This is a genomic window from Bacteroidota bacterium, from assembly GCA_023957335.1.
In the GTDB taxonomy this organism is placed as follows: Bacteria; Bacteroidota; Bacteroidia; order NS11-12g; family UBA955; genus JALOAG01.
This window is the reverse complement of the sequence record JAMLHC010000002.1, coordinates 237,104-262,320: the sequence shown is the minus strand read 5'-3', so window position 1 is coordinate 262,320 and position 25,217 is coordinate 237,104. Positions and strand designations below refer to the sequence as shown.

24 protein-coding genes and 1 tRNA gene are annotated in these 25,217 nt (G+C 38.4%); 17 read left to right on the top strand and 8 right to left on the bottom strand.

The window, feature by feature from the left end; translation table 11 throughout:
* Positions 1 to 3: 3 nt before the first annotated feature.
* The 6 genes from M9892_04470 to M9892_04445 are packed head-to-tail and all read right to left on the bottom strand — an operon-like array spanning position 4 to position 4,733.
* Complete coding sequence (locus M9892_04470) at positions 4 to 573, bottom strand: hypothetical protein (GenBank protein ID MCO5253605.1); 570 nt, start codon at positions 571 to 573, stop codon at positions 4 to 6.
* Positions 560 to 1,015, bottom strand: coding sequence for a hypothetical protein (locus M9892_04465; GenBank protein MCO5253604.1), 456 nt, complete (start codon positions 1,013 to 1,015; stop codon positions 560 to 562). Before M9892_04465 ends, M9892_04470 begins: the two co-directional genes overlap by 14 nt.
* Positions 1,012 to 1,668 (bottom strand): hypothetical protein, encoded by a 657-nt coding sequence (locus M9892_04460; GenBank protein MCO5253603.1) that lies wholly within the window; start codon positions 1,666 to 1,668, stop codon positions 1,012 to 1,014. Before M9892_04460 ends, M9892_04465 begins: the two co-directional genes overlap by 4 nt.
* Positions 1,665 to 2,573 carry an AAA family ATPase gene (locus M9892_04455; GenBank protein ID MCO5253602.1) on the bottom strand — a complete coding sequence of 303 codons (909 nt, stop codon included), beginning with the start codon at positions 2,571 to 2,573 and terminating at the stop codon, positions 1,665 to 1,667. Before M9892_04455 ends, M9892_04460 begins: the two co-directional genes overlap by 4 nt.
* Before the next feature lie 5 nt (positions 2,574 to 2,578).
* Positions 2,579 to 4,531, bottom strand: coding sequence for a hypothetical protein (locus tag M9892_04450; GenBank protein MCO5253601.1), 1,953 nt, complete (start codon positions 4,529 to 4,531; stop codon positions 2,579 to 2,581).
* Position 4,532: 1 nt separating this feature from the next.
* Positions 4,533 to 4,733, bottom strand: coding sequence for a hypothetical protein (locus tag M9892_04445; protein MCO5253600.1), 201 nt, complete (start codon positions 4,731 to 4,733; stop codon positions 4,533 to 4,535).
* Between the two features lie 70 nt (positions 4,734 to 4,803).
* Here M9892_04445 and M9892_04440 point away from each other — a divergent pair, with 70 nt between their 5' ends.
* From M9892_04440 to M9892_04360, 17 genes are all read left to right on the top strand, one after another.
* Positions 4,804 to 5,547: a S24 family peptidase gene (locus M9892_04440; GenBank protein ID MCO5253599.1), complete on the top strand. Its 744-nt coding sequence runs from the start codon at positions 4,804 to 4,806 to the stop codon at positions 5,545 to 5,547.
* A gap of 823 nt (positions 5,548 to 6,370) precedes the next feature.
* Positions 6,371 to 6,667, top strand: coding sequence for a TRL-like family protein (locus M9892_04435; protein ID MCO5253598.1), 297 nt, complete (start codon positions 6,371 to 6,373; stop codon positions 6,665 to 6,667).
* Between the two features lie 75 nt (positions 6,668 to 6,742).
* Positions 6,743 to 7,246 (top strand): hypothetical protein, encoded by a 504-nt coding sequence (locus M9892_04430; GenBank protein MCO5253597.1) that lies wholly within the window; start codon positions 6,743 to 6,745, stop codon positions 7,244 to 7,246.
* The gene (locus tag M9892_04425) at positions 7,239 to 7,784 is read left to right on the top strand and encodes a hypothetical protein (GenBank protein ID MCO5253596.1); all 546 of its coding nucleotides are present in this window, start codon (positions 7,239 to 7,241) and stop codon (positions 7,782 to 7,784) included. The genes M9892_04430 and M9892_04425 overlap by 8 nt, the downstream gene beginning before the upstream one ends.
* Before the next feature lie 442 nt (positions 7,785 to 8,226).
* Complete coding sequence (locus M9892_04420; protein ID MCO5253595.1) at positions 8,227 to 8,418, top strand: YqaE/Pmp3 family membrane protein; 192 nt, start codon at positions 8,227 to 8,229, stop codon at positions 8,416 to 8,418.
* Positions 8,419 to 8,423: 5 nt separating this feature from the next.
* On the top strand, positions 8,424 to 8,732 hold the full coding sequence (locus tag M9892_04415) for a DUF2752 domain-containing protein (GenBank protein MCO5253594.1): 309 nt from the start codon (positions 8,424 to 8,426) through the stop codon (positions 8,730 to 8,732).
* A 66-nt stretch (positions 8,733 to 8,798) separates the two neighbouring features.
* The gene (gene frr / locus M9892_04410) at positions 8,799 to 9,359 is read left to right on the top strand and encodes a ribosome recycling factor (protein MCO5253593.1); all 561 of its coding nucleotides are present in this window, start codon (positions 8,799 to 8,801) and stop codon (positions 9,357 to 9,359) included.
* A gap of 74 nt (positions 9,360 to 9,433) precedes the next feature.
* A tRNA-Gln gene (locus M9892_04405) sits at positions 9,434 to 9,504 on the top strand.
* Positions 9,505 to 9,557: 53 nt separating this feature from the next.
* Complete coding sequence (locus M9892_04400) at positions 9,558 to 10,514, top strand: ribose-phosphate pyrophosphokinase (protein MCO5253592.1); 957 nt, start codon at positions 9,558 to 9,560, stop codon at positions 10,512 to 10,514.
* A gap of 22 nt (positions 10,515 to 10,536) precedes the next feature.
* On the top strand, positions 10,537 to 11,124 hold the full coding sequence (locus M9892_04395; GenBank protein MCO5253591.1) for a 50S ribosomal protein L25/general stress protein Ctc: 588 nt from the start codon (positions 10,537 to 10,539) through the stop codon (positions 11,122 to 11,124).
* A gap of 149 nt (positions 11,125 to 11,273) precedes the next feature.
* On the top strand, positions 11,274 to 14,219 hold the full coding sequence (locus tag M9892_04390; protein MCO5253590.1) for an SNF2 family helicase: 2,946 nt from the start codon (positions 11,274 to 11,276) through the stop codon (positions 14,217 to 14,219).
* Positions 14,220 to 14,409: 190 nt separating this feature from the next.
* Positions 14,410 to 16,464, top strand: coding sequence for a prolyl oligopeptidase family serine peptidase (locus M9892_04385; protein ID MCO5253589.1), 2,055 nt, complete (start codon positions 14,410 to 14,412; stop codon positions 16,462 to 16,464).
* A 65-nt stretch (positions 16,465 to 16,529) separates the two neighbouring features.
* Positions 16,530 to 18,434 carry a T9SS type A sorting domain-containing protein gene (locus M9892_04380; protein ID MCO5253588.1) on the top strand — a complete coding sequence of 635 codons (1,905 nt, stop codon included), beginning with the start codon at positions 16,530 to 16,532 and terminating at the stop codon, positions 18,432 to 18,434.
* The gene (gene truB / locus M9892_04375; protein MCO5253587.1) at positions 18,434 to 19,120 is read left to right on the top strand and encodes a tRNA pseudouridine(55) synthase TruB; all 687 of its coding nucleotides are present in this window, start codon (positions 18,434 to 18,436) and stop codon (positions 19,118 to 19,120) included. Before M9892_04380 ends, truB begins: the two co-directional genes overlap by 1 nt.
* Positions 19,117 to 20,052, top strand: coding sequence for a bifunctional riboflavin kinase/FAD synthetase (locus M9892_04370; GenBank protein ID MCO5253586.1), 936 nt, complete (start codon positions 19,117 to 19,119; stop codon positions 20,050 to 20,052). The genes truB and M9892_04370 overlap by 4 nt, the downstream gene beginning before the upstream one ends.
* A complete protein-coding gene (locus tag M9892_04365; GenBank protein MCO5253585.1) occupies positions 20,009 to 20,965 on the top strand; it encodes a M23 family metallopeptidase in 957 nt (318 codons plus the stop codon). Before M9892_04370 ends, M9892_04365 begins: the two co-directional genes overlap by 44 nt.
* Before the next feature lie 13 nt (positions 20,966 to 20,978).
* Positions 20,979 to 21,644 (top strand): hypothetical protein, encoded by a 666-nt coding sequence (locus M9892_04360; protein ID MCO5253584.1) that lies wholly within the window; start codon positions 20,979 to 20,981, stop codon positions 21,642 to 21,644.
* Between the two features lie 25 nt (positions 21,645 to 21,669).
* Here M9892_04360 and M9892_04355 read toward each other — a convergent pair whose 3' ends face one another.
* Entirely contained in the window at positions 21,670 to 22,482 is an 813-nt protein-coding gene (locus tag M9892_04355; protein MCO5253583.1) for a DUF4249 domain-containing protein, read from the bottom strand.
* A gap of 86 nt (positions 22,483 to 22,568) precedes the next feature.
* Positions 22,569 to 25,214 (bottom strand): TonB-dependent receptor, encoded by a 2,646-nt coding sequence (locus tag M9892_04350; GenBank protein MCO5253582.1) that lies wholly within the window; start codon positions 25,212 to 25,214, stop codon positions 22,569 to 22,571.
* Positions 25,215 to 25,217: the final 3 nt, after the last annotated feature.

The window sequence follows — 25,217 nt, the reverse complement described above, 5'->3', positions numbered from 1 at the left end:
GCTTTATTGATGTAATATCATTGTTATTTTTTTGTCTATGCGACTAATCTGCAGCATGAGGTGATCGTGCAACTCATCCGCTTTGGTCTTGTATATAAGTATCTCTTTGAGATTGAGTAATAGATTATGTTTATCTTTGAGCAGATTATATATATTGCTCTGAATTGTTTCGCTATCCAACAGCCTGTTGGAGCTCTCTGCTATGAGTTCATTTATATCGTTGTTTTGATCTTCGGTGAACAACCACTTTCGAGCGCGAAGTATTTTCAAGAGTTCTGTCTCTACCAAGTGTAAATTCTGGGTGAAGAATTTGTCGTGAGTTGCAATAAAATCATTTGCTTGTTTCAACCCATTGATAATGGTGGAATGGTCCCTGCCTCCAAATAATGTACCGGCTCTTTTCAATGTTATTTTTGTGTATTTGCGCAATAGATAGTAGCAGATAGCTCTATAATCAGGATAGTGTCCGCCTCTATTCAAACCGATGAGCTGAGCGCGACTAACACCTAATGTTTGAAAGACGGTGTCGAACAACACGTCTGAAAATTCGCGTTCGCGTTTAGTTAGTATCATGGTTTTGTGGGCTTATAGATTTTTGGACGAATAGATTGTTAAACACTGCCGCCAACATTCTGTTATAACCCAAATGACTGGGATATGTATTAATACGGTCATGCTGCAACTGGTTAATCCATATTCGCATTACAAATGATTTTTCGGTACGGTCTGACAGATGTCCGCATATTTCTACGAGTCTCTTATTTCTGCTATAGCATACGTTCTGAAAATAAGCCCACCAACCATAGCGATGATTGGTTATGAGTTCTGACACAATATCTTCTACTATTACTTCAAGCACCCCGTGAGCAATTACGCCAAGGTGTTGGTGGATTAGTTTTCTACAGTGTGATGTGCCCAGAGTGAGTACGTGGTTGTGATACTGCTCGTGGGTCATGCTTGTGAGTGCGCAGACTTGCTCAATGGCTTGTTCTGGGGTTAGTGTTGGTTTATTCATGGGTTATTGGGTTTAGTGGGTAATTGGTTGAATTGGTCGAATGTTAAGCCGTGATATTTTGCTGCTAATTCAGGGACAAAGGCGAGGGGGACAGAGGCAGAGGAGCGGGAGGCGGAAAATGCGGTAAAGCCCTCTATGTAGATTTTCTCATTACTGTCGTAGCGAATAAAGCGGGCAAGCCTCCCTTCAGGCTCTTTGCCCTCTGCGTGGCTCAACCATATCCACTTCTTAGTGCTGTACTGGCGGGTTAGTTCGAGGTAGTCGTGCTTGTTTATCTGTGCGTGTTGCAGGGAGTTTACTACTATAATATTGGGTGATTTGGGCTTGTCGAGCACCTTATGAATGTCTGCAAGGGGCAGTTTGTCAAGCAGCACCACGCGGCTTCTAACCTCTTGCATTGCTACCCGCTCAAAGGACAGCTTGAGTGTGTAGCTGTCACCCTCTTCAAAGTCGTCCCAAAGGACACGCTCCAAGCGACACAACTCCTTTACGAGCAGCCCTGTAAAGGTACTCTTACCCGATGCGCTCTGACCCCAAATAATCATTGAGCCTTTACGCTCTATGACACCGAGCAGTTCGTGCCAAACGCCCGCGAGGCGGAGCAGCTTGCGCTTTTTGCTGTACAGTTGTGATATGCTGACGGCTCTGGTCATAGGGAAAGGTTGCCAAATTTGAGTGATGAAAGAACCTGTTGCTGCTCGTCCTCCGCTACCTTGCCGTGTATCTCTGCGTAGCGGTTGTAATTGGTTATTAGCTCGCGGACATCTCCGTAATTGGTGCAGGTTTTGGCGATATAGTCAATGGCGGAGGGGAGCGTGATACCCTGTTGCTCGCAAACGGCTTTTACAAAGGATAGCTCTACACGCTCTTTGAGTGGCTGCCAGTAGCTTATGCGCCTTTTTAGCTCACGGAAACCCATGCAGTCGCGGGCTGCCTGCTTTTGAATAAACGAGGGAAATGCCTTTGTTCCTGCAAGGATTATGGCGCAGCGACCCTCTGTGCGGTCGAAGATGAGTTGAAGCAGGTAGAAGCACTTGGGGTGTTCGCGCAGCTTGCCGATGTCGTCTATGATGAGGGTGGGCTTGTGCTTGGCGAGTAGGCGGGTTACTATGTCGTTTGCCCGCTCAACGATTGTTCCCTCGTGGTCTGACCCAAGTGAGCGTTGGATTGCTCGCAACAGGTCTTTTTGTTTCATAAGCACATCGGCAAGAACGTAGTAGCTGTTTTGTGTTTTGCTGTTGAGCCATGTGAGGGCGGAGGATTTACCCATGCCTGTTTCGCCATAGATTGCCATCATGCGGCTGTTTTGGCGGGCATCTTCAAAGAGTCGCTCAATGGTTCGGAGATTGGGGGTTGAAAGCAGTCTCCAATCACTGGTGCTGTAGCCTGTGGCATCGGCTATTTTGCGGAGCATCTCGTCCGTCTTGCCCGGATATTTGTCTGCAAAAAGCTGGCTTATAGCTGACTGGCTTATGCCTGTTGTGCGAGCCAAGTCTGCGGGTGTTAGCCCTTTGGCTTGCATTACTTCTTTGGCGTGGAGGAGGATTGGGTGTGTCATGTGGGTTATTGTATTATGGTCATAGGTTGGTTTTCGTCTTCATCGTCTCCGTATAGGCTTGGTGTTGTGGCTTGTTGTTGCGATGGTTGCGGATTTAGCTTATCCATCCACCTGCTGAACTTCTGCTCATCGCTGTAGCCTATGCTCTCAAGCTCTGCCTGTAGTTCTGCGTAGTAGTTGTCTTCCATCTTCATTTGGCGGTCTATCCAGTCGCGCTCTCCGTCTTTCAGTCCGCGAACACTCTCGCTCACGCTGCGCTTGGGTGATGCGGTTGCAATTGTCTGATAGCCGCCTGTCGGGTGTATCTGTAACAGGTCAATGTCGGGGTACTCTCCGTCAGGGTCGTATTTGATATAAAACTTCTGATTGAGGTAGTTTTTGCGGAAAGTGTAGTCCACATCTCCTTTGTCGGTATAAACCTCATAAAGCAAGTCCTCGCCTTTGTATCGCAAGCTGATGCCGACAGGGTGGTACTTTTTTGGTCCCTGAATGTCCCAAAACAACTCTGCAAGTTCGTCAAGCGTGATAGGCTTCTCGTCAGGTCTGCGGCTACGCTCGTATATCTCGTTGGGGCTGCCCTTTTTGTTGTAGTTTAGGTTATTCCACTCGCCTATCGCTATATCGATGAGTTGAAGCAGTTGCTCATAGTTAGGCAGGAGGTGGACATACTTTGTAATGTTCTCCATGTCGGGCGCATAGTCAGGATTAGCGTGTGATTTGCGGTTGAAACCTGTCCAGAAAGGCATCTCTGCGAGCTTTACAGTCTGAAAATCTTTAAAAGTAGGCTCTATACGTTTTCCGCTCGGTCTGTAAGCGCGAGTGGGGAAGTGAACGGTTGCAAGGCGTGAGTAGAAGTCTGCTGCTGTTATGCCTTTGTGTCCTCCCTGATTGTCGTACTTCAATTGGTAGGGTTTTGCACCTGAATTTCGGAGGGCTTGGCGATACGCCTCTAATTGCAGGTGCATATTCTCTTTATTGATGCCTGCGAGGGTTGCCCAACCTAACATTTTGCGGCTTAGTGAGTCCATTACAAAATAGGTGGTTGCCATTGCAGGCTTTCCGTCTTGGTTGTAGTACCAGTTCCATGATGTACCGTCTCCCACCCACAGATCGTTGCTGTGTTCGGCTTTTCGCAACTTGAATGTCTGACCTTTTTTGTTGCGGTGGGTTTTAGTACCCCAACGTGCCATTTGTATCTTGGTGCGGTTCCTTTCTTCCGCCATGCGGGCTTCAAATGCGCTTGAAGTTATCTTTAAAGACCAGCCACGTTTAGGGGCTTCTTCTAAGTATTTGAAATACGTCATGTTGGCGGACAGCCTGTTTTGGCTCATCTCGTTTACATACCAGTCCTCTATTTCGTCTGTGATTAGCTGGGCATTGGTGTTGCCCCAACCTTTCAGGAAAAAGGAGTAAGACCTGTCAAGGTATTGCTCATAAGCCCTTTTAAGGCTTACATGGTTTTTGCAGCCTATGGTGTGGGGTACTTCGTTCTGTATTGCTGTGAGCGTTTCTGCGGCTTCATGCCAAAAGCCGCGCATGGAAGTGCCAAAACGTTTGCGTTCGGCTTCCTGCTCGGCATAGATTGTTTCGAGCAGGTTAAATATGGAGGCATTGAGTACATAGGTCTTTTGTTTGGCGACAGGTAGCTCGTTGCCTTTTGCATCGCAAGCCTTGTTTTTATCTGCGAAAAACGCCTGCGCCTCCGGGTCTAAGACTATGCGCTCTATAAAGGTGGTGTAGCGGGCTTCTTTTTCGGGGGCTTTGAATTTATCAAGTATAGCCTGCCTCTTGGCATCGTCTTGTATGCTTTCGAGTAGGATTTTTACCTTTTTGCCTCTGCATGACCTTTTAGTTTCGGTTTGCAGCTTGCCCACTCTTTTATCCCACTTGTATTGGTCATAGGATAAGCCTGCGGCTTGCCATTGGTCAATAGTTATATATGTAGCTGCTGCCTGCATATTAAATCACGTCTTTGTTTTTTCTAATTGTTTCGGCTACCTGTTTTTCGATACGTTCATACTCCTTCTTTATTTTAGTTGGAATAATACCTTTCCTGTCGCCCCTTATAGAAGCTCGTATATAGTTAGGTTTAAAGCCGTATTTCTCTCTGAGAAACTGAATGGTTTGCGGGTTGTAGTAGGTTTTTTGTGTTGTTTTCATACTTTTGCTTTTCGTATCTGTGCCTAACAGGGTGCAAATATAGTAACTATTTTTACCAACAAACAAGCAAATGGCAACTTTTTTTTCTAACGTAAAGGAAAGGGTTCTAAAAATCCCTGATTTTAAAGGCATTAGCAAGGAATTTTTTTTTGAAGACCTTGGTATTAGTTATGGAAACTTTAAGGGGAAAGCACGAGAAAAATCCCTGAGTTCGGACACATTAGCAACTATTGTTGCCAAATACCCAGAGGTAAACCCTGTATGGCTACTTACTGGCAAGGGAGAGATGTTACTAAAAGATGATGAGAGCAGGGGTAATATTGCTGCCGGACCGCCCGCCACCTACTTGAAGAAAAACCTGATACCACTATATAATGATGTGGAAAGTATAGGCGGTTCGGCTGTGGCAGCTAATGGAAATGAATCCCCTTCACGAGTAGAATATATTGATGCTGGAGATTGGTTTCCGGGTGCTACTGCTGCTATACGTCATTACGGAGATAGCATGAAAGAGTATCCGAGCGGCTGTATTCTCGCCCTAAAAGCAATTAACGATCTTAAAGACGGATTTGTTCCCGGATGTAATTATGTGGTTGAGTACGGAGACGACTGGAACAGAGTAACGAAGCGCATACAAAAAAAAGAAGAGGAAGTTTGGGCGTACAGTACCAATAAGGAAACATACCCTGATGGAACTCTTATACACCAACCTTTTAAACTGCGAAATATTCATCGCGCATGGCGTGTACTTGGCTCTGTGATAAAAACAGAAAGCAGTAATGGTGTTATCAATATAATTGGACATACAAAATAACCACACTTATTTTCTCCGCGCTTTTTTAGCCTGTTTTTAAACACATTGTTTTGTAACTAACTGATATTCATTGTTTTTTAATTTCTTTAAATCACACAAAAAGGGCATTAAACCCCTACATATCGCCTTGAAAGTGGTATGTTTATCTGTACCTATTTTCGCTCAAACACCCCCCATTACACCCCCCATTACACCCCCCAATTGGTATTTTTCGTTTTCCGCTCAACCACCCCGAAAGCAGCCCTAAAAAGCTGCTTTCGGGGTGGTTCAATCGGCTTTTCTGCCTTGCTAATTTACCTTTTGCGGGGTTTCGGGCGGTGTAATGGTAGTTATACGCTGTAATGGCGTAAAAATGGTCGAGAAATGGTAGTAAAATGGTAGTAAATTAACTTTTCGTTTTGGGTCTGGCTTTTTTGCTTTTCGGGCTGTTTTCTTTTATTATCAATGCTTTTCGGGCTTTTTTGTTTTATCTATTATTTACTTTTGGTTTTAACCCCCATAAATTACTATTCTTTTGTTGAAATATCTTCGGAATAAGGCAAAGTACCAATGGCATCTGTCCAATTTGGTGGGATTAAATAGAGTTAATCTCTACACTAAAATAGATTTATGGGAATGGATAAATCATCCTTTTATAAAAAAGAAGCCTCCAAACAATCAACAATTAAGTCTTTTTACAACCTAAAGCAGGGAATTTGATTTGAAATATTCATATTAATAGATATTAACATATTCACAATCAATGATATATAAATAATTTAAAATTGTGTTGGACGGTAGTAAACTTATACATAATATTGCAAGCAACAAATAAATAAATATTATGATACAAAAATTAAGTAAGTTTCTCGTGGTATTTTCCGTAATTGCAGTTATGTCTGTTGGCCTTTCAAGTTGTTCACTAACTTTACCTGTAACAGCAACTAGTAATCCTGTTGGTCAGAAAGTTGGAACAGCAACTGCAACAGGTTTCTTTAGTATTTTATTCTTCGCTCAAGATGCTGGCATTCAAAAAGCCGCAAGAAGTGCAGGAATAACAAAGGTATCAACAGTTGATATTAAGACCACAAATATTCTGGGCATAGTTACTATTTATGAAACAATAGTTACTGGAGATTAATTAAAGTAAATCAAGAAATCAAAAAAGAGGCTTGAGATTATCACAGCCTCTTTTTTTTATCAAAATTATCTTAAAATGAAGTCCCTATTGCAAATTATATTTTATTTACTTTCTATCAGCTTAATAATAAGTTGTAATAATTCTAACTGCAACCAAGATAATAAAATACTTTTATTTAACAAAATATTTTACCAGTTAGATGAAGGAGAAAGCATTGGTAATATCAAAAAACAAGATATCTCAGAGTTTGAAAAAATTATTAAATCTAAGGATTGCCAAATACCTTTGTTTAAGAAAGTCACGGCTAAAAATTACACTACATATATAGGGCTACCATTCGAGACAAGTTTTGAAGAGGTATTTAACTCAAGAATTACCGATTCCGAACCAATAGAAGAAGTAGAAACTCAGGACTTCATATTCAATAAGTACAAAATCAAAGAGCAATACATATTTGAATACTTTAGAAGGTTTAACGATAACTTAATTTATATAATAACATCAAGCTATGACTCTACAACTAGCATAGATAAATTAAACTTTGAGTTTCTTAACAGCAAATTATATAAGAATGATTAAAACTATCAAACCTAGATTTACAATCTCGCTATTGCTAACTTCAATTTTCTTGTTTTTCACTTCAGTTTCTCCAAATAACTATCATGGAGAACCTTATGTTAGCTTTTATAAAGGTGAAGAAGGAGTTTTATACTTTATCAAACCTTTAAAAATGAAATCTAAAGACTCTAAACTTCTAATTGACTTTACCTTTAATTATAATTATATTGAAGGAATTGATTCATCCGAAGTTATATTTAATTTTAGCATTATTAAAAACAAACCTGTTAAGAACATTAACAAAATCACTTTTTCAAACACTGTAATCAAAGTTGAATCTAAAAATACAAAGCTAATATTTATAGATAATAATAAGAGAAAATTTATATCAAGACATTCGTCTACTTTATCCTTAACAGAATTGAGACAAATTTTTAAAGATATAAATTTCACTATCAAAGTAGAAGAAAATCAAAGCGATTATTCTTTTAGCACTACAAACAAAACCCAAAGAAAAGTCAAGCAGTTAAACAAAACTCTATTCAAGATATTTGAATAGAGTGCTTTAATTTGCAGCAATAAAAATCAAAAATATGTTTAAATCAAATTACTCATTAAGCGTGCTGACACTAATCGTTGCAGCAGCTTTGTTTTTAAGCTCTTGTAGCTCCGTCTCTCTAACTCAAAGAAAGTACAACAAAGGCTTCCATTTTGAATGGGTAACCAATCAAAAAGCGGATGGTAAGGTAGAAAAGCCGCGCACTGTTAATCCCACATCGAATGTAGTTGTGCTCAACAATATTCAAAATTCTACTTCGGAAAATCAAACTCCGTCTATTACACAGCCTATGGTTGACCATAGTTTTATTACACAACCGGTAAAGGTTAAGCCCTTTAACATTGTTAAATTTATGAAAGAAGCAAAGAAGATTAATAACCTCACAACCCATAACGAGGTAATTACTTCTAAAACCTTTTCAAAAACCACTTATTTAAAAGCTATTCAGAACACGAAAGGTGGCGCCCTTGACCCTGTTTTGCTTATCATTTTAGCTATATTTATTCCTCCCGTAGCAGTTTTTTTATATGATAACGGAGTTACATCCAGGTTCTGGCTTAACTTGATTTTAACAATTCTAGGCTGGGTTCCCGGTGCCATACACGCATTAATAGTTGTAACAGGTCAAGACTAAGTTACATGAAAACTATACAAAAGGCATTGTTGACATTGTTGTTGGCAGTGCCTTTTTTGTTGCTATTACTTCCGGGTAATTATTTTGATACAGGGCAAAGCTTATGCCCCAGTAAGGTTTTATTAGATATTGAATGCCCCGGTTGTGGTTTGACCAGGGGAGTAATGCATTTGATGCACTTTGATTTTGCAGATGCATGGCATTTTAATAAGTTGTCATATCCTATTCTCGTGCTGGGCGTTTTAGTTTGGTTGCACCTTTTAGGCATATTGATTCATAAACCTATTTTTCCGTGGTTAAAGAGATTTTATTGATTTTCAGTCATAGTGTCTTTGTTTTTTAGCTTAAAAGGTCGTTTTTTTGCAGGCACTGAAATAAACATGGAACAGATTAAAGAGATTTTAGAAGAATTAAAGTCGGGATTAGAAAAGAATATTCGCCATACCCAAGGAGAGTTAGGCAGAATCCGTGCTGGAAAAGCCCAACCCGAAATGTTGGAAAGAGTGATGGTGGAATACTATGGTGCTCCAACTCCAATTCATCAAGTAGCCAATATTTCAGCACCCGAAACAAGGACACTTACTATTCAGCCATGGGATAGGGGCATTATAGGCGACATAGAAAGAGCCATCATTAACAGCAATTTGGGCTTGAATCCTCAAAATGACGGAGAAATGATTCGCATAAACATTCCCCCTTTGACCGAACAAAGACGTGTTGAGCTAGTGAAAATGGCTAAACAAGAAACTGAAAATTCCAAAATCGGAATCAGAAGTTTGCGTAAAGATGCAAACGAACGTCTCAAAAATGCTCAAAAAGAAGGTGCTGCCGAAGACAGCGTAAAAGAGGCTGAAACTCAAGTGCAGAAACTCGTTGATTCTTATATAGAGAGGATTGAATCCCTTCTTGTCGAGAAGGAAAAGGAAATAAAAACGGTTTAAAACACCCGTATCTTATTTTATTTTAAAAGCATTTGTAAAGCATAAATTTATTCTTATTTTTGCAACCCCAATTTTGCCCGATCGTCTAATGGCAGGACGACTGATTTTGGTTCAGTTAGTGTTGGTTCGAATCCAGCTCGGGCAACTTTGAAAATTATATAAGGATAAACACTTAATAAAATAGAATTGACATCAATTATCAATCCGGTTAAATTGTTTTCAGGCACAGGTTCTGTTGCACTTGCAAAGAGAGTGGCAGAATCATATGGAAAAGACTTAGGTGATGTTACTGTTTCAAAATTCTCCGATGGTGAAATACAGCCCAGTTTTAATGAATCGGTTAGAGGTTGCGATGTGTTTATCATTCAATCTACTTATGCTCCCGCAGATAATCTGATGGAATTATTGTTGATGGTAGATGCAACCCGCAGAGCCTCAGCCAACTATATTACAGCCGTAATTCCTTATTTCGGCTATGCAAGACAAGATAGGAAAGATAAACCCAGAGTGTCAATCGGTTCAAAATTGATTGCTGATATCCTCTCTGCAAGCGGTGTAAATCGTGTGATTACTATGGACTTGCACGCTCCTCAGATTCAAGGTTTTTTCAATATCCCTGTTGACCATTTGGACGCTTCGGTTATTTTTATTCCTTATATTAACTCACTTGGGTTAGAGAATCTTACCATAGGTTCTCCTGATGTGGGTTCTACTGCACGTAACCGTGAATATGCAAAATCATTGGATTGCCCTATGATTATTTGTGATAAAGAAAGAAAAAGAGCAAATGAAATTGCTTCAATGCAAGTGATAGGTGATGTCAGTGGTGCTGATGTTGTATTGGTAGATGATTTGGTAGATACAGCCGGAACTTTGTGCAAGTCTGCCGCATTACTGATGGACAAAGGTGCTAAAAGTGTGAGAGCAGTTACTACACATCCTGTTTTGTCTGGAAAAGCATTGGAGAATATTGAAAACTCTGTTTTAACAGAATTAGTTGTTTGTGATACCATCCCGGTAAAAATAGAGTCATCCAAAATCAAAGTCCTTAGTGTAGCTCCATTATTGGCAAAGGCTATTAGACAAGTACATGAACACGGATCTATCAGTTCCTTATTTAAGAAAGACAACGTGATTCAAAAAAAATTAATTTAAAAAAACGAAATATTTCAGATCAATGAAAACCATATTATTAAAAGGCGAAAAAAGAGCAGAATTAGGTACGAAATCCGCTAAATCATTAAGGAATGAAGGTAAAGTGCCATGCGTATTGTACAGTAAAGATGCTCTTGAACATTTTACTGTTTACCGTCAGGATTTCAAAAATTTAGTTTACACACCGAATACATATAAGGTGAAATTATCAGTTGATGGAACTGAATTTAATGCCATTTTACAAGACATTCAATTTGACCCTGTAAATGATGTAATTACCCATGCCGACTTCTTGAAAGTTGATGATAAAACATCGGTTACAGTTAACATCCCTGTTGTAATTGTTGGTAGTGCACCGGGCGTAAGGGCAGGTGGAAAATTAATTCAGAAAATCTCCAAGATGCAGGTAAAAGGATTATTAAATAATCTTCCGGATTCAATCGAAGTGAACATAGAATCATTGAATATTGGACAATCCATCAAAGTAAAAGATGTTGTTGCCAATAATTTTCAGATTCTTGATGCACAAGAAAATGCGATCGTTTCTTGTAAAATAACAAGAGCGGTTGTTACAGCTGATGCTCCGGCAGCAACTGCCGCAGCTAAATAATTCGCATAAGGCACGAATATCAATTTGCAAAAGAGTCCTTGCTTAAGGGACTCTTTTGTCGTTTTCGTACATTTTTTTCTTTTGGTCAATTCTAATGCTTAATATTGCATGGGTTTTATTGCCCCTTATACTGCTAATTCATAATTGACGTGATTCAAATTAACCATCATAATTATTCTAAAACTCAAGCCAAATTTCAAATAGTTTTCTCACTTGAATCCCATCCGCAATTAGGACTTATTATACAGGTTCAGGCTGTTGAACAACTTGCCAGCGGAGAATTTTCAATGAATTTTTCTAAAGTAAGAATCCAAAATGCGGAATTTTATGGAATGTCCCCCGATGATATCTCAATCTTGAAAATTATAGAAGAATATGAAATTGAGAAATTGATTACTTTGTTTTACAAAGGTAAAAAACGCATTAAGTCACAAGAGTTTCTCGAAAAATATTGTACAAGTGAACTGGTTACTCAGACTATCAGACCTTATTTAGAGAAGAAAATCACCAAAATATTACTCAAACTTCAGGGGAGAACCATTTATTATTGGGGAAGTGGAATTGTAAATCAATGGATTCCCGTTTTGGTCAATGAAAACCAAAGTGAAGTTGTTTTTTGTGTTGATAGGACAGACAATGGAATGACATACTATGCTCAGGTATTTGATAACAAAAAGAAAGTCAAAATTCAAAGTGCAAAGAATGTTGTGATTGTTAACACTCCGGCTTATATCCTGATTGAAAATAAAATTCATCATTTTTCATCCAAAACGGATGCTCGCAAAATCGCTACCTTCTTTAATAAAGAGCAAATTGTAGTGCCAAAAGCTTCAGAGGAATTATACTTAAATAAATTCATTTTGCCTCTGGCACTGACCCATACCTTAAAAACAAAGCAAATTGAAGTGCAAACGGTCGAAGTGTCAAAACAGGCAAAGATTAATTTTCTCACTTTTAATTCAAACTTTAACTTATCGTTGGAGTTTGTTTATGGTGATTTGACATATCCAATGCATGTTGTTGATGATGGCAAGGCAAGTTTGGAGAAAGGCGCAAAAGACTGGATCATTAAGGTTTTTAAAAGAGATAAAGAATGGGAAAATTTGATGATCAAAGAGTTGGCAAATAATAAAATCAATCACTTTCAAGGTGCGTTGTTTAATTTGCCCGAGAATTTATCCTTAGAAACTTTTATATCAACTACTCTCCCTGCGCTTCAAAAAAAAGGATTTATAATTAATCAAGATGGAATCAAACAGCCATTTTGTCTGGCTACGCCTGTTTTAACTTATGTAGTTAAGGATAGCAATGATTGGTTTGATATCAATATCATGGTGCGATTTGGGACTGTCGAAATTCCATTCAAAAAGCTCAGGACAAATATCCTCAATAACAATAATATGTTCACGCTGCCGGATGGTTCTATAGCAATTATACCGCAGGAATGGATGCAAAAATTGTCTCCCATTCTAGATTGTGCCACAGATTCCAAGGATGAATTGAGAATTGGAAAATACCATTATGGACTTTTGGAGGCTTTTGATAATATCGGTATTAATCGCTCTGGCGAAAAGATGAAGTCAATGGTAGAAGCATACAACAAGGCGATACATGTTGATGTTCCAATTACTCTTAAGACAAAATTGAGGAAATATCAACAGACCGGGTTGCAATGGCTGATCGCACTGAACGAGAATAATTTTGGGGGACTGCTTGCAGATGATATGGGTTTAGGTAAAACTATTCAAACACTTGCATTTTTTGAATGGTTTATACTCAATAAGCGTCCTGAAAGTAGAAGCCAGACACAGATTTTCAAGGACATGCATAGTCATGCAGAATCTGAAAGAAAGGTACCTTTTCTTGTTGTTGTCCCTACTTCTTTGCTGCATAATTGGAAAAATGAAATCGAACATTTTACAGAACTCCACCATTTTATCTATGCCGGAAATCAGCGCAATAGGTATATCTGGGAATATTTTTACGATTTTGAAGTGATTATCACCACTTATGGCACAATCCGAAATGACAGAGATGTTTTTGGAAGAGTGAAATTTGATGCAATCGTTTTTGATGAAGCTCAGAATCTGAAAAATCAAAGCTCCATTACTGTAAAAGCCGCTTCCGAGCTAAATGCCAAACAGAAAATATTACTGACCGGTACTCCGATAGAAAACTCTATTTCGGATTTATGGTCACTCCTTAATATTGCCAATCCGGGAATTCTTGGAAATTATTCCCGTTTTCAAACTAATTTTATCCAAAAGATTGAAAAAAAGAATGATACTGCCAAACGTGCTGAATTAAAAGAATTGGTAGCACCTTTTATTCTGAGGCGTACCAAAGAAGAGGTTGCCAAAGAATTACCGCCTCGCCACGAACAGATTGTTTATTGCGATATGGAACCTGAACAGGAAAAATTATATGAAAAAACCAAATCTTTTTTCCGTAATGAATTGCTCAAAACCATTTCAGAAAGAGGGATGGAGAAATCTAAGTTGCATATTCTCAAAGGGCTGCTCCGATTAAGGCAGATTGCCAATCATCCCGTTTTAATTGATGAAAATTTTAAAGATGCTTCGGGAAAATTTAACATCATAGTCGAAAACCTTTCAGATATTGTGAATAGAGGGAACAAAGTCTTGGTGTTTTCACAGTTTGTAACACAACTCCGACTGTTCAAAGATAAATTTGAAGAGTTAGGAATCGCGTATGCATACATTGATGGAGCTGTGAAATCTGAAACCAGAGACAAAGAAGTAAAAAAATTTCAGGAATCAGATACATGCCAAGTTTTTCTTATATCACTCAAAGCCGGAGGAGTCGGACTCAATCTTACCGCTGCTGATTATGTATTTATAGTTGATCCTTGGTGGAATCCCGCTGTAGAAAGACAGGCAATGGATAGAGCACATAGGATAGGAAGAGAAAGACCAGTCTTTGTTTACAAATACATTACCGAAAAAACAGTCGAAGAAAAAATTATCTTGTTGCAAGAACGCAAAAAACAACTTGCAAATGATTTGATTGCTGTAGATGCAGGTACTTGGCTTGCCAATATTGACAAACAAGATGTGGAAGATATTTTGAGCTAAATCCAAATCACTGATACGTGAACATGGCATTTATTTTTATCCAAAATATGCATCAATCTCTTGTGGTGTCTGCCACAATCCCTATTTTTACCGCATGAAACAAACCATTACTACTCAATCTGTTCTTTCTATTATGGCTGTTATCGGAATAACTGCTTGTGGACAAAAGACTAAAAAGGAAACAATACATATGCACACCTATATTTATCCCGAAACCAAGAAAGTGGAAGTCAAAGACACATTCTTTGGTGAAGTGGTCGAGGACCCGTATCGTTGGCTCGAAAATGACCAAGACCCTGAAGTTGCGAAATGGGTTGAGGCTCAAAATAAACTTACTTTCAGTCATTTAGATACGATTCCTTTTAGAAGTCAATTAAGAGATATGCTTGAAAAAGTATGGAACTACGAACGTTATTCTGCACCTTTCCAAAGGGGAATTTATACCTATTTTTTCAAAAATGATGGATTACAAAATCAATCTGTTTTGTATAGACAAAAAGAGAATGCTGAACCTGAAGTGTTTTTAGACCCTAACACTTTTTCGGAAGACGGTACTACCTCCTTGGGAGGCATAAGTTTTTCAAAAGATGGCAGCCTAATGGCTTATCAAATAAGTGAAGGCGGAAGTGATTGGCGCAAAGTCATTGTTTGGAACGCTCTCACCAAAGAGATTTTAGATGACACGCTCAAAGATGTAAAGTTCTCAGGATTAAGTTGGAAAGGAAATACAGGTTTTTATTACAGCAGTTATGACAAACCCAAAGAGGGAAGCGAACTTTCGGGCAAAACTACTGAACACAAACTATTTTTTCATAAATTAGGAGACAAACAAGAGCGTGACCGATTGATTTTTGGAGGAAGCCAAACACCTCGCAGATATATTGATGGTACTGTATCCGAAGATGAAAATTATTTGATTATAACTGCTGCTGAATCCACTACCGGAAACGAGATTTATGTCCAAGATTTACGAATTAACAATGCTCCATTAAAGACTGTTGTGGGTAATTTTGATAATAATCACGCAGTAGTTCATACTGATAAAGACAATTTATACATAGTTACCGACTTAGATGCACCTAATCAGAAATTGGTGAAAGTCAATAAAAATAAACTCGATTTGAAAAGTGCACAAGTTATTATTCCTGAGTCAAATATGCCACTATCAGTTAGTACCGGTGCCGGCAAGTTGTTTGCAAATTATCTCAAAGATGCGCTTTCATTTGTAGTTCAGTACAATACAAATGGTGTCAAAGAAAGAGAAATTGAACTGCCAGGGAGTGGGACTACTGCAGGATTTGATGGACGTTGGGAAGATACACTATTGTATTTCTCTTTTACCAATTTTATACGTCCAAGTACAATCTATTCTCTCAATCCACAAGATGGTGTAACTTCTATTTACAAACAACCCAAATTAGACTTTAACCCCGATGACTTTGAGAGTTATCAAGTGTTTTTTAAAAGTAAAGATGGCACAAAAATTCCCATGATGATTACGCATAAAAAAGGCTTGGTCAAAGACGGCAAAAATCCGACTATGCTTTATGGTTATGGTGGTTTTAATATTAATCTTACACCTTCCTTTAGCCCGGCAGTGGCGGTTTGGCTCAAACTGGGCGGGATATATGCAGTGCCAAATTTGAGAGGAGGAGGCGAATACGGAAAAGAATGGCATGATGCAGGAATCAAAATGAAAAAACAAAATGTATTTGACGATTTCATTGCAGCAGCAGAATATTTGATTCAAGAACGCTACACAAGTAGTTCAAAGCTGGCTATCAGCGGAGGTTCAAATGGAGGGTTATTGGTAGGCGCATGTTTAACCCAAAAACCGGATTTGTTTGCGGTAGCTTTGCCTGCCGTGGGAGTTTTGGATATGTTGCGATACCATAAGTTTACAGCTGGAGCCGGTTGGGCTTATGACTATGGAACTGCGGATGATTCAAAAGAAATGTTTAACTATCTGAAGGCATATTCACCTGTTCACAATACCAGAGCAGGGGTAAATTACCCGGCAACACTCATTACCACCGGAGATCATGATGATAGAGTTGTTCCTGCACATTCATTTAAATTTGCGGCAGCACTGCAAGCGGTGAATGATGGCAGTAATCCTACCTTGATCCGTATTGAAACTAAAGCCGGACACGGTGCAGGCAAACCAACCTCTATGCTAATTGACGAAGCTGCCGACAAATATGCTTTTGCGCTGTACCACATGGGAGTAAAGACAATTAACTGATGATGGTACACTTTCAAATACCCTTGCCATTATATAAATTTGCCTTTGTTAAAACAAAATTTAGGATGAGAAAAAAAAATGAATTGAATCCATTGCTTCTGTTGATGTTCATTGTATTTGCATTGCCAACATTTGCACAGGATTCATTGACTTATAAAGTAAAAACAGGTTTGAAATTTGGGCTACTCAACGAATTTAACCCTCATGATAACTATAATGTTCCTACCGGAATTTATTATATCTCTAAAGCTATGCCTGAACCTGCAGGCAAAAAGGTGAGTCATAAAAATGAAGTAAATCAAATTCGTACTGCTCAAGGAGTACAATATAATAGCAGGCAAGCAAACAGACGAACAGCCTCTATCCCTATGGTTGTAGAAGGATTTGAAGGCTCAATTGGCGGAGGTATTCCCAATGATAATAATGTTGCGGTGTCCCGTTCCGGATGGGTCGTGAGTGTGCTTAATACCAATATCAGAGTGTATAACGATACCGGTAAGTGGCTTAAAAATTGGTCTTTGGAGGCATTCCCGCGCTCTGTGGGCAATGACAGACCGGGTAGTGGTGTTGGAATTCTGGACAGGTCCTATGATCCTAAAATAGTGTATGATGATGTTGCCAATAAATTTATCATCGTGTATTTGGAAGGCTCCGAAAGCTCGGATACGCGCATTATTGTTGCATTTTCAAAAACAGATAACCCGCTTGAAGGATGGAATGTTTACGAGTTAAATGGAAATCCATTTGGCGGGAAAACATGGTCTGACTATCCTGTCATTTCTCTTTCTGAACAAGATTTATATATCACAGTGAACATTGTAAAGGATAGTGTTGACTGGACAGTTGGATTTACTCAATCAGTCATTTGGCAGCTGCACAAAAGCGATGGATTTCAAGGAGATTCTTTACGTGCTAATTTGATTGGTGATATACAAATGGGTGGAAAATATATATGGAATATTTGTGGAATACCCGGAGGGTATAATCAATTTAAAGCAGGAATGTTTTTTTTGTCTGTCAGACCGAGTGACAAACAAAACGACACCCTATTTTTACATAGGATTCACAACAATCTTTTAGATGGTAAACCGGTGTATTCAGTTAAAATTTTGACAACCGATAAACCTTACGGATTGCCACCGGATGCATATCAACCTCAAGCCGGATATAGATTGCAGACCAACGATGCACGTGTGCTTTCAGGTTTTACACATAACAATGAAATTCAATATGTGCAAACTACCAAAAATTTTCAAAACAACCGCTCCGCCATCTATCACGGAACCATCAGCAATGTTTATGCAAGTCCGTCTGTCAAAGGAAACATTATTTCTGATGATTCATTAGACCTTGCTTATCCGAGTATGGTATATGCAGGGGATGGCAAATGGAACAGCAATGCTATCATCACTTTTTCGCATGCATCTGAGAATCACTTTCCGGGTTCATCTATTGTCTATATGAATGATAATAAGGAGTATAGCGAAATTATTCGCATGAAAGAGGGGGTAGGACTGATCAATACATTTCTCCCTGATTCAATTGAAAGATGGGGAGATTATACCGGTATTCAAAGAGATTATGGACATCCGGGAACATTTTGGACTACGGGTTCTTTTGGAGATAAATTCAACAAAAATAGTACTTGGATCAACAAAATTTCGGTTAATGACAAGAATGTGGGAACGCCAACTATAATGCATCAGACGAGGATTGTCAATGCTTTTCCTAACCCGGCAAAAGATATCTTGCAGCTTGAATTATTCCTTGTGAACAAAGGTAAATTTTCAATTCGCATTATTGATATAACCGGGAAGGTAGTGCATACCGAAAGCCGGACAGCAGAACAAAGCGGTCGTTACCGATTTTATATGGACATTGCTAATTTGAATGCAGGTGTTTATTCATATCAAATTATGCAAAATGGTAGTTCACAGGTGATAACGGGGAAATTTTTGATAGAAGAATAATGATTGCTAATACTCCCGTTAACAAACCTCTTGAAGAGGGAATCTTACTTCTAAACAAACCTTTACATTGGACTTCTTTTGATGTTGTCAAGAAAGTTCGCTTCCTAATCAAGGCTGCAAAAGTGGGGCATGCCGGCACGCTCGATCCATTAGCAACCGGGCTGGTTATTATTTGCACAGGCAAAACCACTAAATTAATCGACTCTATCCAAGCACAAGAGAAGGTTTATACAGGCTCGTTTGTGCTGGGTGCTACAACAGATTCCTATGATTTGGAAACTGTTCCTAAACCTACGGAAAGTTATGCTATTCCTCCTCTTACACAGGTTGAGCAAGCTGCCAAACAACTCAGCGGGACTATAGAACAAGTGCCCCCCATTTATTCTGCTATCAAAGTGGGAGGAAAAAGAGCATATAAGTATGCCAGAGAAGGGAGTACACTTGAGTTGAAATCGCGTCAAGTTACAGTGCATGAATTTGCAATTACTGAATTTAATTTTCCGTTAATAGGCTTTATGATTAGATGTAGCAAAGGAACCTATATTCGCAGCATTGCCCATGACTTGGGAGAAATATTAGGAACCGGAGCTTACCTGAACAGTTTATGCCGTACCCAAATCGGAGATTTTAGATTAGAAGATGCTTTTACAATCGAAGGCTTGGGAGATTATATGAAAGTAAAATGAAACTATTTACCTCACTTCCGTTCAAAGATACTTTTAAGAATGCTGTGCTAACCCAAGGCACTTTTGATGGTGTCCATTTGGGACATCGCAAAATTATTGAACGCATGAAAGAAATAGCTTCTAAAGTAGGAGGGGAGACAGTGCTATTGACTTTCTATCCGCATCCCCGCCATGTTTTGAATACACATCCAAGTGAATTAAAATTACTTTCTACTATGGAAGAAAAGATTGTATTGCTTGAGGAAGCCGGACTTGACAATCTTGTGATGATTCCTTTCAATCCGGAGTTTGCTTCTATCGAACCGGAGGATTTTGTACGTGATATCTTATTTGAAAGGTTTAATGTAAATACGTTTGTTGTTGGATATGACCATCGCTTTGGCAAGCATAGGCGCGGGGATTATAGTTTGTTAAATTCATTAAAAGAAAAATACCAATTTGATCTGGTTCAAATCGGAGCCCAAGAAGCAGATGAAATGACGGTTAGCTCAACCAATATTAGGAAAGCATTGTTGAATGGAGATCTAAAAACCGCCAATGACTTACTAGGGCGCCCTTATATTATGATTGCTGAAGTAGTTGACGGTCTAAAACTTGGCAGAACTTTGAGTTTTCCTACGGCAAACTTACAAATCAAGGACATGCATAAGCTAATTCCGGCTCATGGAGTGTATGCAGTGAGCATTGTTATTCATGGAAAAAAATACTTTGGAATGTCGAGTATTGGAGCCAATCCGACTATTGTTGAAAAAGGATTTTCAATTGAAGTAAATATTTTTAACTTTGCAAACTCAATTTATGGTGAGGAAATTCAAGTGAATTTTGTGCACCTTTTGAGAGAAGAAAGAAAGTTTGACAGTTTAGATGAGCTTAAAGCACAGCTTATAAATGATAAGATTGAAGCAGAAAATATACTCTATAAACCTCATTAATTTGTTTTCAATAGTGCTTTTTGCGCTATTATCAATTCACTCGGCAAAAGCATTCAACGTAATGATTGATACAACTGCTGCCAATAATTCACACTCTTTTTGGAAGGCGATTGATAAAGATTCTGCTCAAAACTCGTCCTATTCCGAACCCATTATATCAGACAATTCAGATGAAAACTTCAGATTTGGACCGGTTGATGAGTTTTTTATTGATTGGGATACTTCAGTGGTAGACCCATATCAATTTGACATCAAAGAGATTACTTACGATTTTCCGGTTTGTCTGTTTATAAGTCCAAATGATGAATATTCACTCCCACTAAAAAGTTTATATAAAACCTCTCCATTTGGTCCACGTTGGGGAAGGCATCACAAGGGCATAGACTTTGGACTCAATATTGGCGATACTGTATTGAATATGTTTGATGGCATGGTCAGAATTTCTACCTACAGTCCTACTTTTGGTAATTTTGTTGTAGTGAGGCATTTCAATGGCTTAGAAACCATATATGCACACATGTCCGAACGTAATGTGGCTATAGGTGATATCGTGAAAGCAGGTGATTGTGTTGGTTTGGGTGGTAATACCGGACGTTCGACCGGTCCTCATCTCCATTTTGAAATACGTTTTAGAGGTGTTGCGTTTGATCCGGAAAACATCTTTGATTTTGAGTATGCAGACATTGCCAGTGATGAATTAACGATTGAACCTACATTGTTTAATTACCTTAAATACAAACCGACTAAGCGCTCAACTAACGGAGGTGGAGGGAAGTACCATACTATTCAGCATGGTGAAACACTATATAGCATATCTAAGAAATATGGAACCACCATCAGTCAGATTTGCAGACTGAATGGAATTTCTCAAAATGCAACAATCCGTGCCGGAAATCGTGTAAGGGTTAGATAATCAGATGTTTATTATGCAAAAATCGGCTTTTCGATTGCTAACAGCATTCTTATTGCTTTGCAATTTTGGACTACAATCTTGTATTAATGGAAAATATAATTCAACAATAGATGACGAAAGTGGCAGCGCGGACTCTGCTTCTCAGGTCATGAATCGGAATGAGTCTCAAGTTGAAGGATTGAATACTGGAAACATAGTTATTTCAGATATTAATAATGACAGTATTCAGGATTCTATATTCATTACACCACCTATTGTGAATGATTCTAATGAAGACAATCCGCAAGATTGCAATGGACCCTGCATCACCAAAGTTAGTTTTGGCAATACTCTTCCACCTATCTATATTCAACAAAGTTTAGGTGGCGAAGTGAAAGTGCTGGATGATATCAATGAGGATGGATATAATGAACTTGTGTTTTTTCCTTATTGGTTTCAAAGCTGCTGGTCCAGAATGGATGTATTTAGTTTCTCAAATCAAAAATGGAATTTAGTCAGATCTATTGATTACAATAGCTGTGATGAAACCCTGCCCACAAGTTTTGAAAAAATAGATAAAGGGCTGCTGCGCGTAACAACTAATGGAGCTCAGTTTGACGACAATGCTGACGAAATTGAAAAGTCGGAAACAGAGTTGCCGGGGCTTGAAGCCAAAATTTATGATGTAGAAATCAAGTAATCCGGAATATTTCAAATATTAGGCTTTAGTAATGGTATTCAATCTTATCGGTAAAATCTGAAGCGAAGATGCCATAACCGGAAGCTATGTTGGAGAAAACAGATGTGTTCTGAGAAAATGGGTCTGATTGATAAAAAAGGTATTCGTTCAGTGAACTGGTGTAAAGGTATCGCTCCTTGGATAAAGAACTTACATACAACGTAATCATTACTGTGCGTTCATCTGCGGTTTTGGTTGGTGCTAAGAATGTCCCAAATTTGGGATAAGCCACCAAGCCTTTAAATCCGTCATCGACTAACAATAACTCTTTTTTTGAGTATTGCGTGTTGTTATTTCTGATAAACCAATAATCATTTGTATTGAGGTTCAAAAATTCTGTCTTGAGTGAAGAATCAGTGAGTTGCCCATGAGTGTATACGTATTCATAGTATGTTCGGGAACAATAAAATAAATAATAGTTGTCTTCTGCGGGCTTATCGGATAGTTTAATTTTAAATTGAAAAAAATCCGGACGTCCTTGATAAAATATATGTGAGGTATCTGAGGTAAATGAAGGTTTGGAACCGGGGGTTCTGCTTTGTGATGTACAATAATATGATTTAGAATCATCTCTAACCTCAATAGAATAAGTTGTTGAAGGAAGTGCGATAATTGATGAAATATAACTACCGTTTGTCGTATCGCTCATCAAAACATCTAAAATGCCGCCTATGGAATCCAGAAGGGTTACTGTTGCCCCAATTATAAAATTGTTTTTTCCGTCTTCAGAAGGTGCATAGGTTTCACTGACTTGTACCCTAATAGGTTCGCCAACTGAAACAAAGCAGTTTACAACCATCTTTTTTTCCGATTTGAGATTTGGAAAGGGGAGATCCTTTGTACAAGAGCTCAATAAGAAAAGAGCAATATAGAATGGTATTTTTCTCAAAATTCTTGTTTGTATGTGATGGATGGGATGATGGGGAAAAGTGTTACTTGTCTCAAGACGCGTTCACCATTGTCATTGTATCCAGGTGAGATAAAAAATGGATTTTGTTTATTATAAACATTGTAAAAGCCAAATGACCAAACTCTTATTCCTAACTTATTCTTTTTGTAATTACTGTAATTGATATCCAATCGGTTATAGTCTGCCATGATAAAGTTATTCCTTTTGCCGGGGATGAAAATATCAACAGTTGGGGTGGAGGCGGAAAGTCCTGAATATATTTGTTCGGGTATGGTGATTGGTGTGCCGGTTGCATAAATAAAGTTTATGGAAATAGTGTTTCTATCATTGATTTTATAGGATGCTGTTGAACTTAAATCATGTGTACGGTTGTACCTATATAAAAAAGGCTTACCCTCATTTATGTCAGCAAATTGTCTTGTACTGTTTGACAAACAATATCCAATCCAACCTGTAAAACGACCTATTTCTTTTTCTATAAACAACTCTATTCCCATTGCTTTGCCGGTGCCAATGGTGATTTTATCTTCCCAATTATTTGTGTTTTTCAGATAATTTTCTCCATCTTTATAATCAATCACATTGTTCATATTCTTATAAAACAAATCAAGTCCGATATCGACAAACTTTAATTCTTGCTTGAAACTGAGATTGTACAGGCTGTTATTCTGAGGCATGATTTTATCACTAGATAATATCCATAGATCTTGTGGTATCCCGATCGAAGAGTTAGCCAGTAAGTGCAGGTATTGTTGCATTTGTGCATATCCTACACTGATAATAAAGCGCTTATTCAGATTATACATTACCGAAACCCGTGGTTGAAGCGATGGGTATTGTTTAGATTGGACTAAAAACTCTGTATAATTTAATCCTAGGTTTACTTTAATTTTTTTCCCGACATTAAATCCGTTGTCTATATAGACTGATGCTTCATTACCCATACTCGTTTCAGTAATGTTGACTGCCGGCTCGAGATTAGGGAGATTGCTCGTTAAACTGGTTACACCGGGTTGGAACATGTGAGATATGAATTGCACTCCTCCATTCAATTTCCACTTTTCTGTAATAAAGTATTCTATATCAGAATTAACACCAATGTCCCTGATAAAAGATTCAAAACGGTAGTCAAAAAAGTTCTCCGATGAACTGTCTTTGGTTGTCTCTTCAAAAGAGTATCTGCTTGTGTTACCAAAATCATAAGAAGAATACCATGCGGTTGTTTTTAGAATTGTTTTTGATGATAAAATTTGCCCCCATCGGATTGCCGCAACTTTATTGCCCCATGCAAAACTCTGTCTGTCTTTTTCTTTTATTTTATGTTGCAGGTTGTCAAGTTTGAATGAGTTGTTTAAGGAAATATTATCGCCCCCGTTATAAAAACTGAGTGTGATTTTTGCGTTCTTGTTAAAGCGGTGAACTATTTTAGCATTAATATCATAAAAGTAATAGGCGGTGAGAAATCCCGCATTTTGTGTAGATAGGTTTGCTTTGAGAAATGGAGCCAATAATAAATCAATATGAGACCTACGTCCGGATACCATAAAAGTTGTTTTATGTGATTTACCTATAGGCCCGTCTATGCTCAATCTTGATCCCATTATTCCCAACATTGCTTCTCCTTGGATTTTATGACTATTTCCATCAACGGTGATAACATCTATAACTGAAGATAATCTTCCACTATATTTAGCAGGAAATGATCCTTTGTTTAATGCAACATTCTTTACAATCCCTGGATTAAAAATTGAGTAAAAACCGAAAATGTGAATAGGATTGTAAATTTGGATACCATCTAACAACACAAGATTCTGGTCAGGACTGCCGCCTCTGACAAATAAACCCGGTGCGCCTTCTCCTACGGATTGGATACCCGGTAATAATTGAAGGGTTCTGAACACATCAGACTCTCCGAATAACGGTGATAAATCAGTAATTTTTTTACCTTTTAATGTGATAAGATTACCGTTCTCTTGTGTAAGAGAGTTTTTATCTTCCTTGTTGGTAACAATAACAATAGGTAGGCTAAGAGACTGTGACAGTTTAATATCAAGTCTCAGGTTTTCAGAAATGGGCAGTTCTAAAGATTTAGTTTGATAACCTATATATGAAATCTGCATACGCAATGTATCGTTATGAGTTTGAATAGAAAAAAAACCTTCGTAATTGCTTGCTACCCCTACATTTTCTTTAGGTAATAATATATTACTGCCGATTAATTTTTCTCCGCTCGCACTATCCGAAACAAATCCATTGATTGTAAAGGCTTTGGGAATAGTTGGTTTGAATGGATTTAGAACAATGATATTGGGTGGGATAAAAACATAATTAATATCTCTGGACTTTAAATATTCATTGCAAAACACAGCTAAGGTAAGCTGCTTGTTTGAAAATGAATATTTCCCCAATTTGACAACAGTGGCATTTTTGTAACTGAAAAGCATGCCTGTTTGTTTACTGATGTCGTTCAAGATATCTGACATCTGAACCTTGTTGAGGTTGAGTGTGAATGTTTTCTGAGCAATAGAGTCCGGCAAGGATTGCGCCTTTGATTCAAAACAAAACACCCATGCAAGCAATGCAAATAACAGGGGGGATATTTTGGCTTGTGTAACTTGCATTGT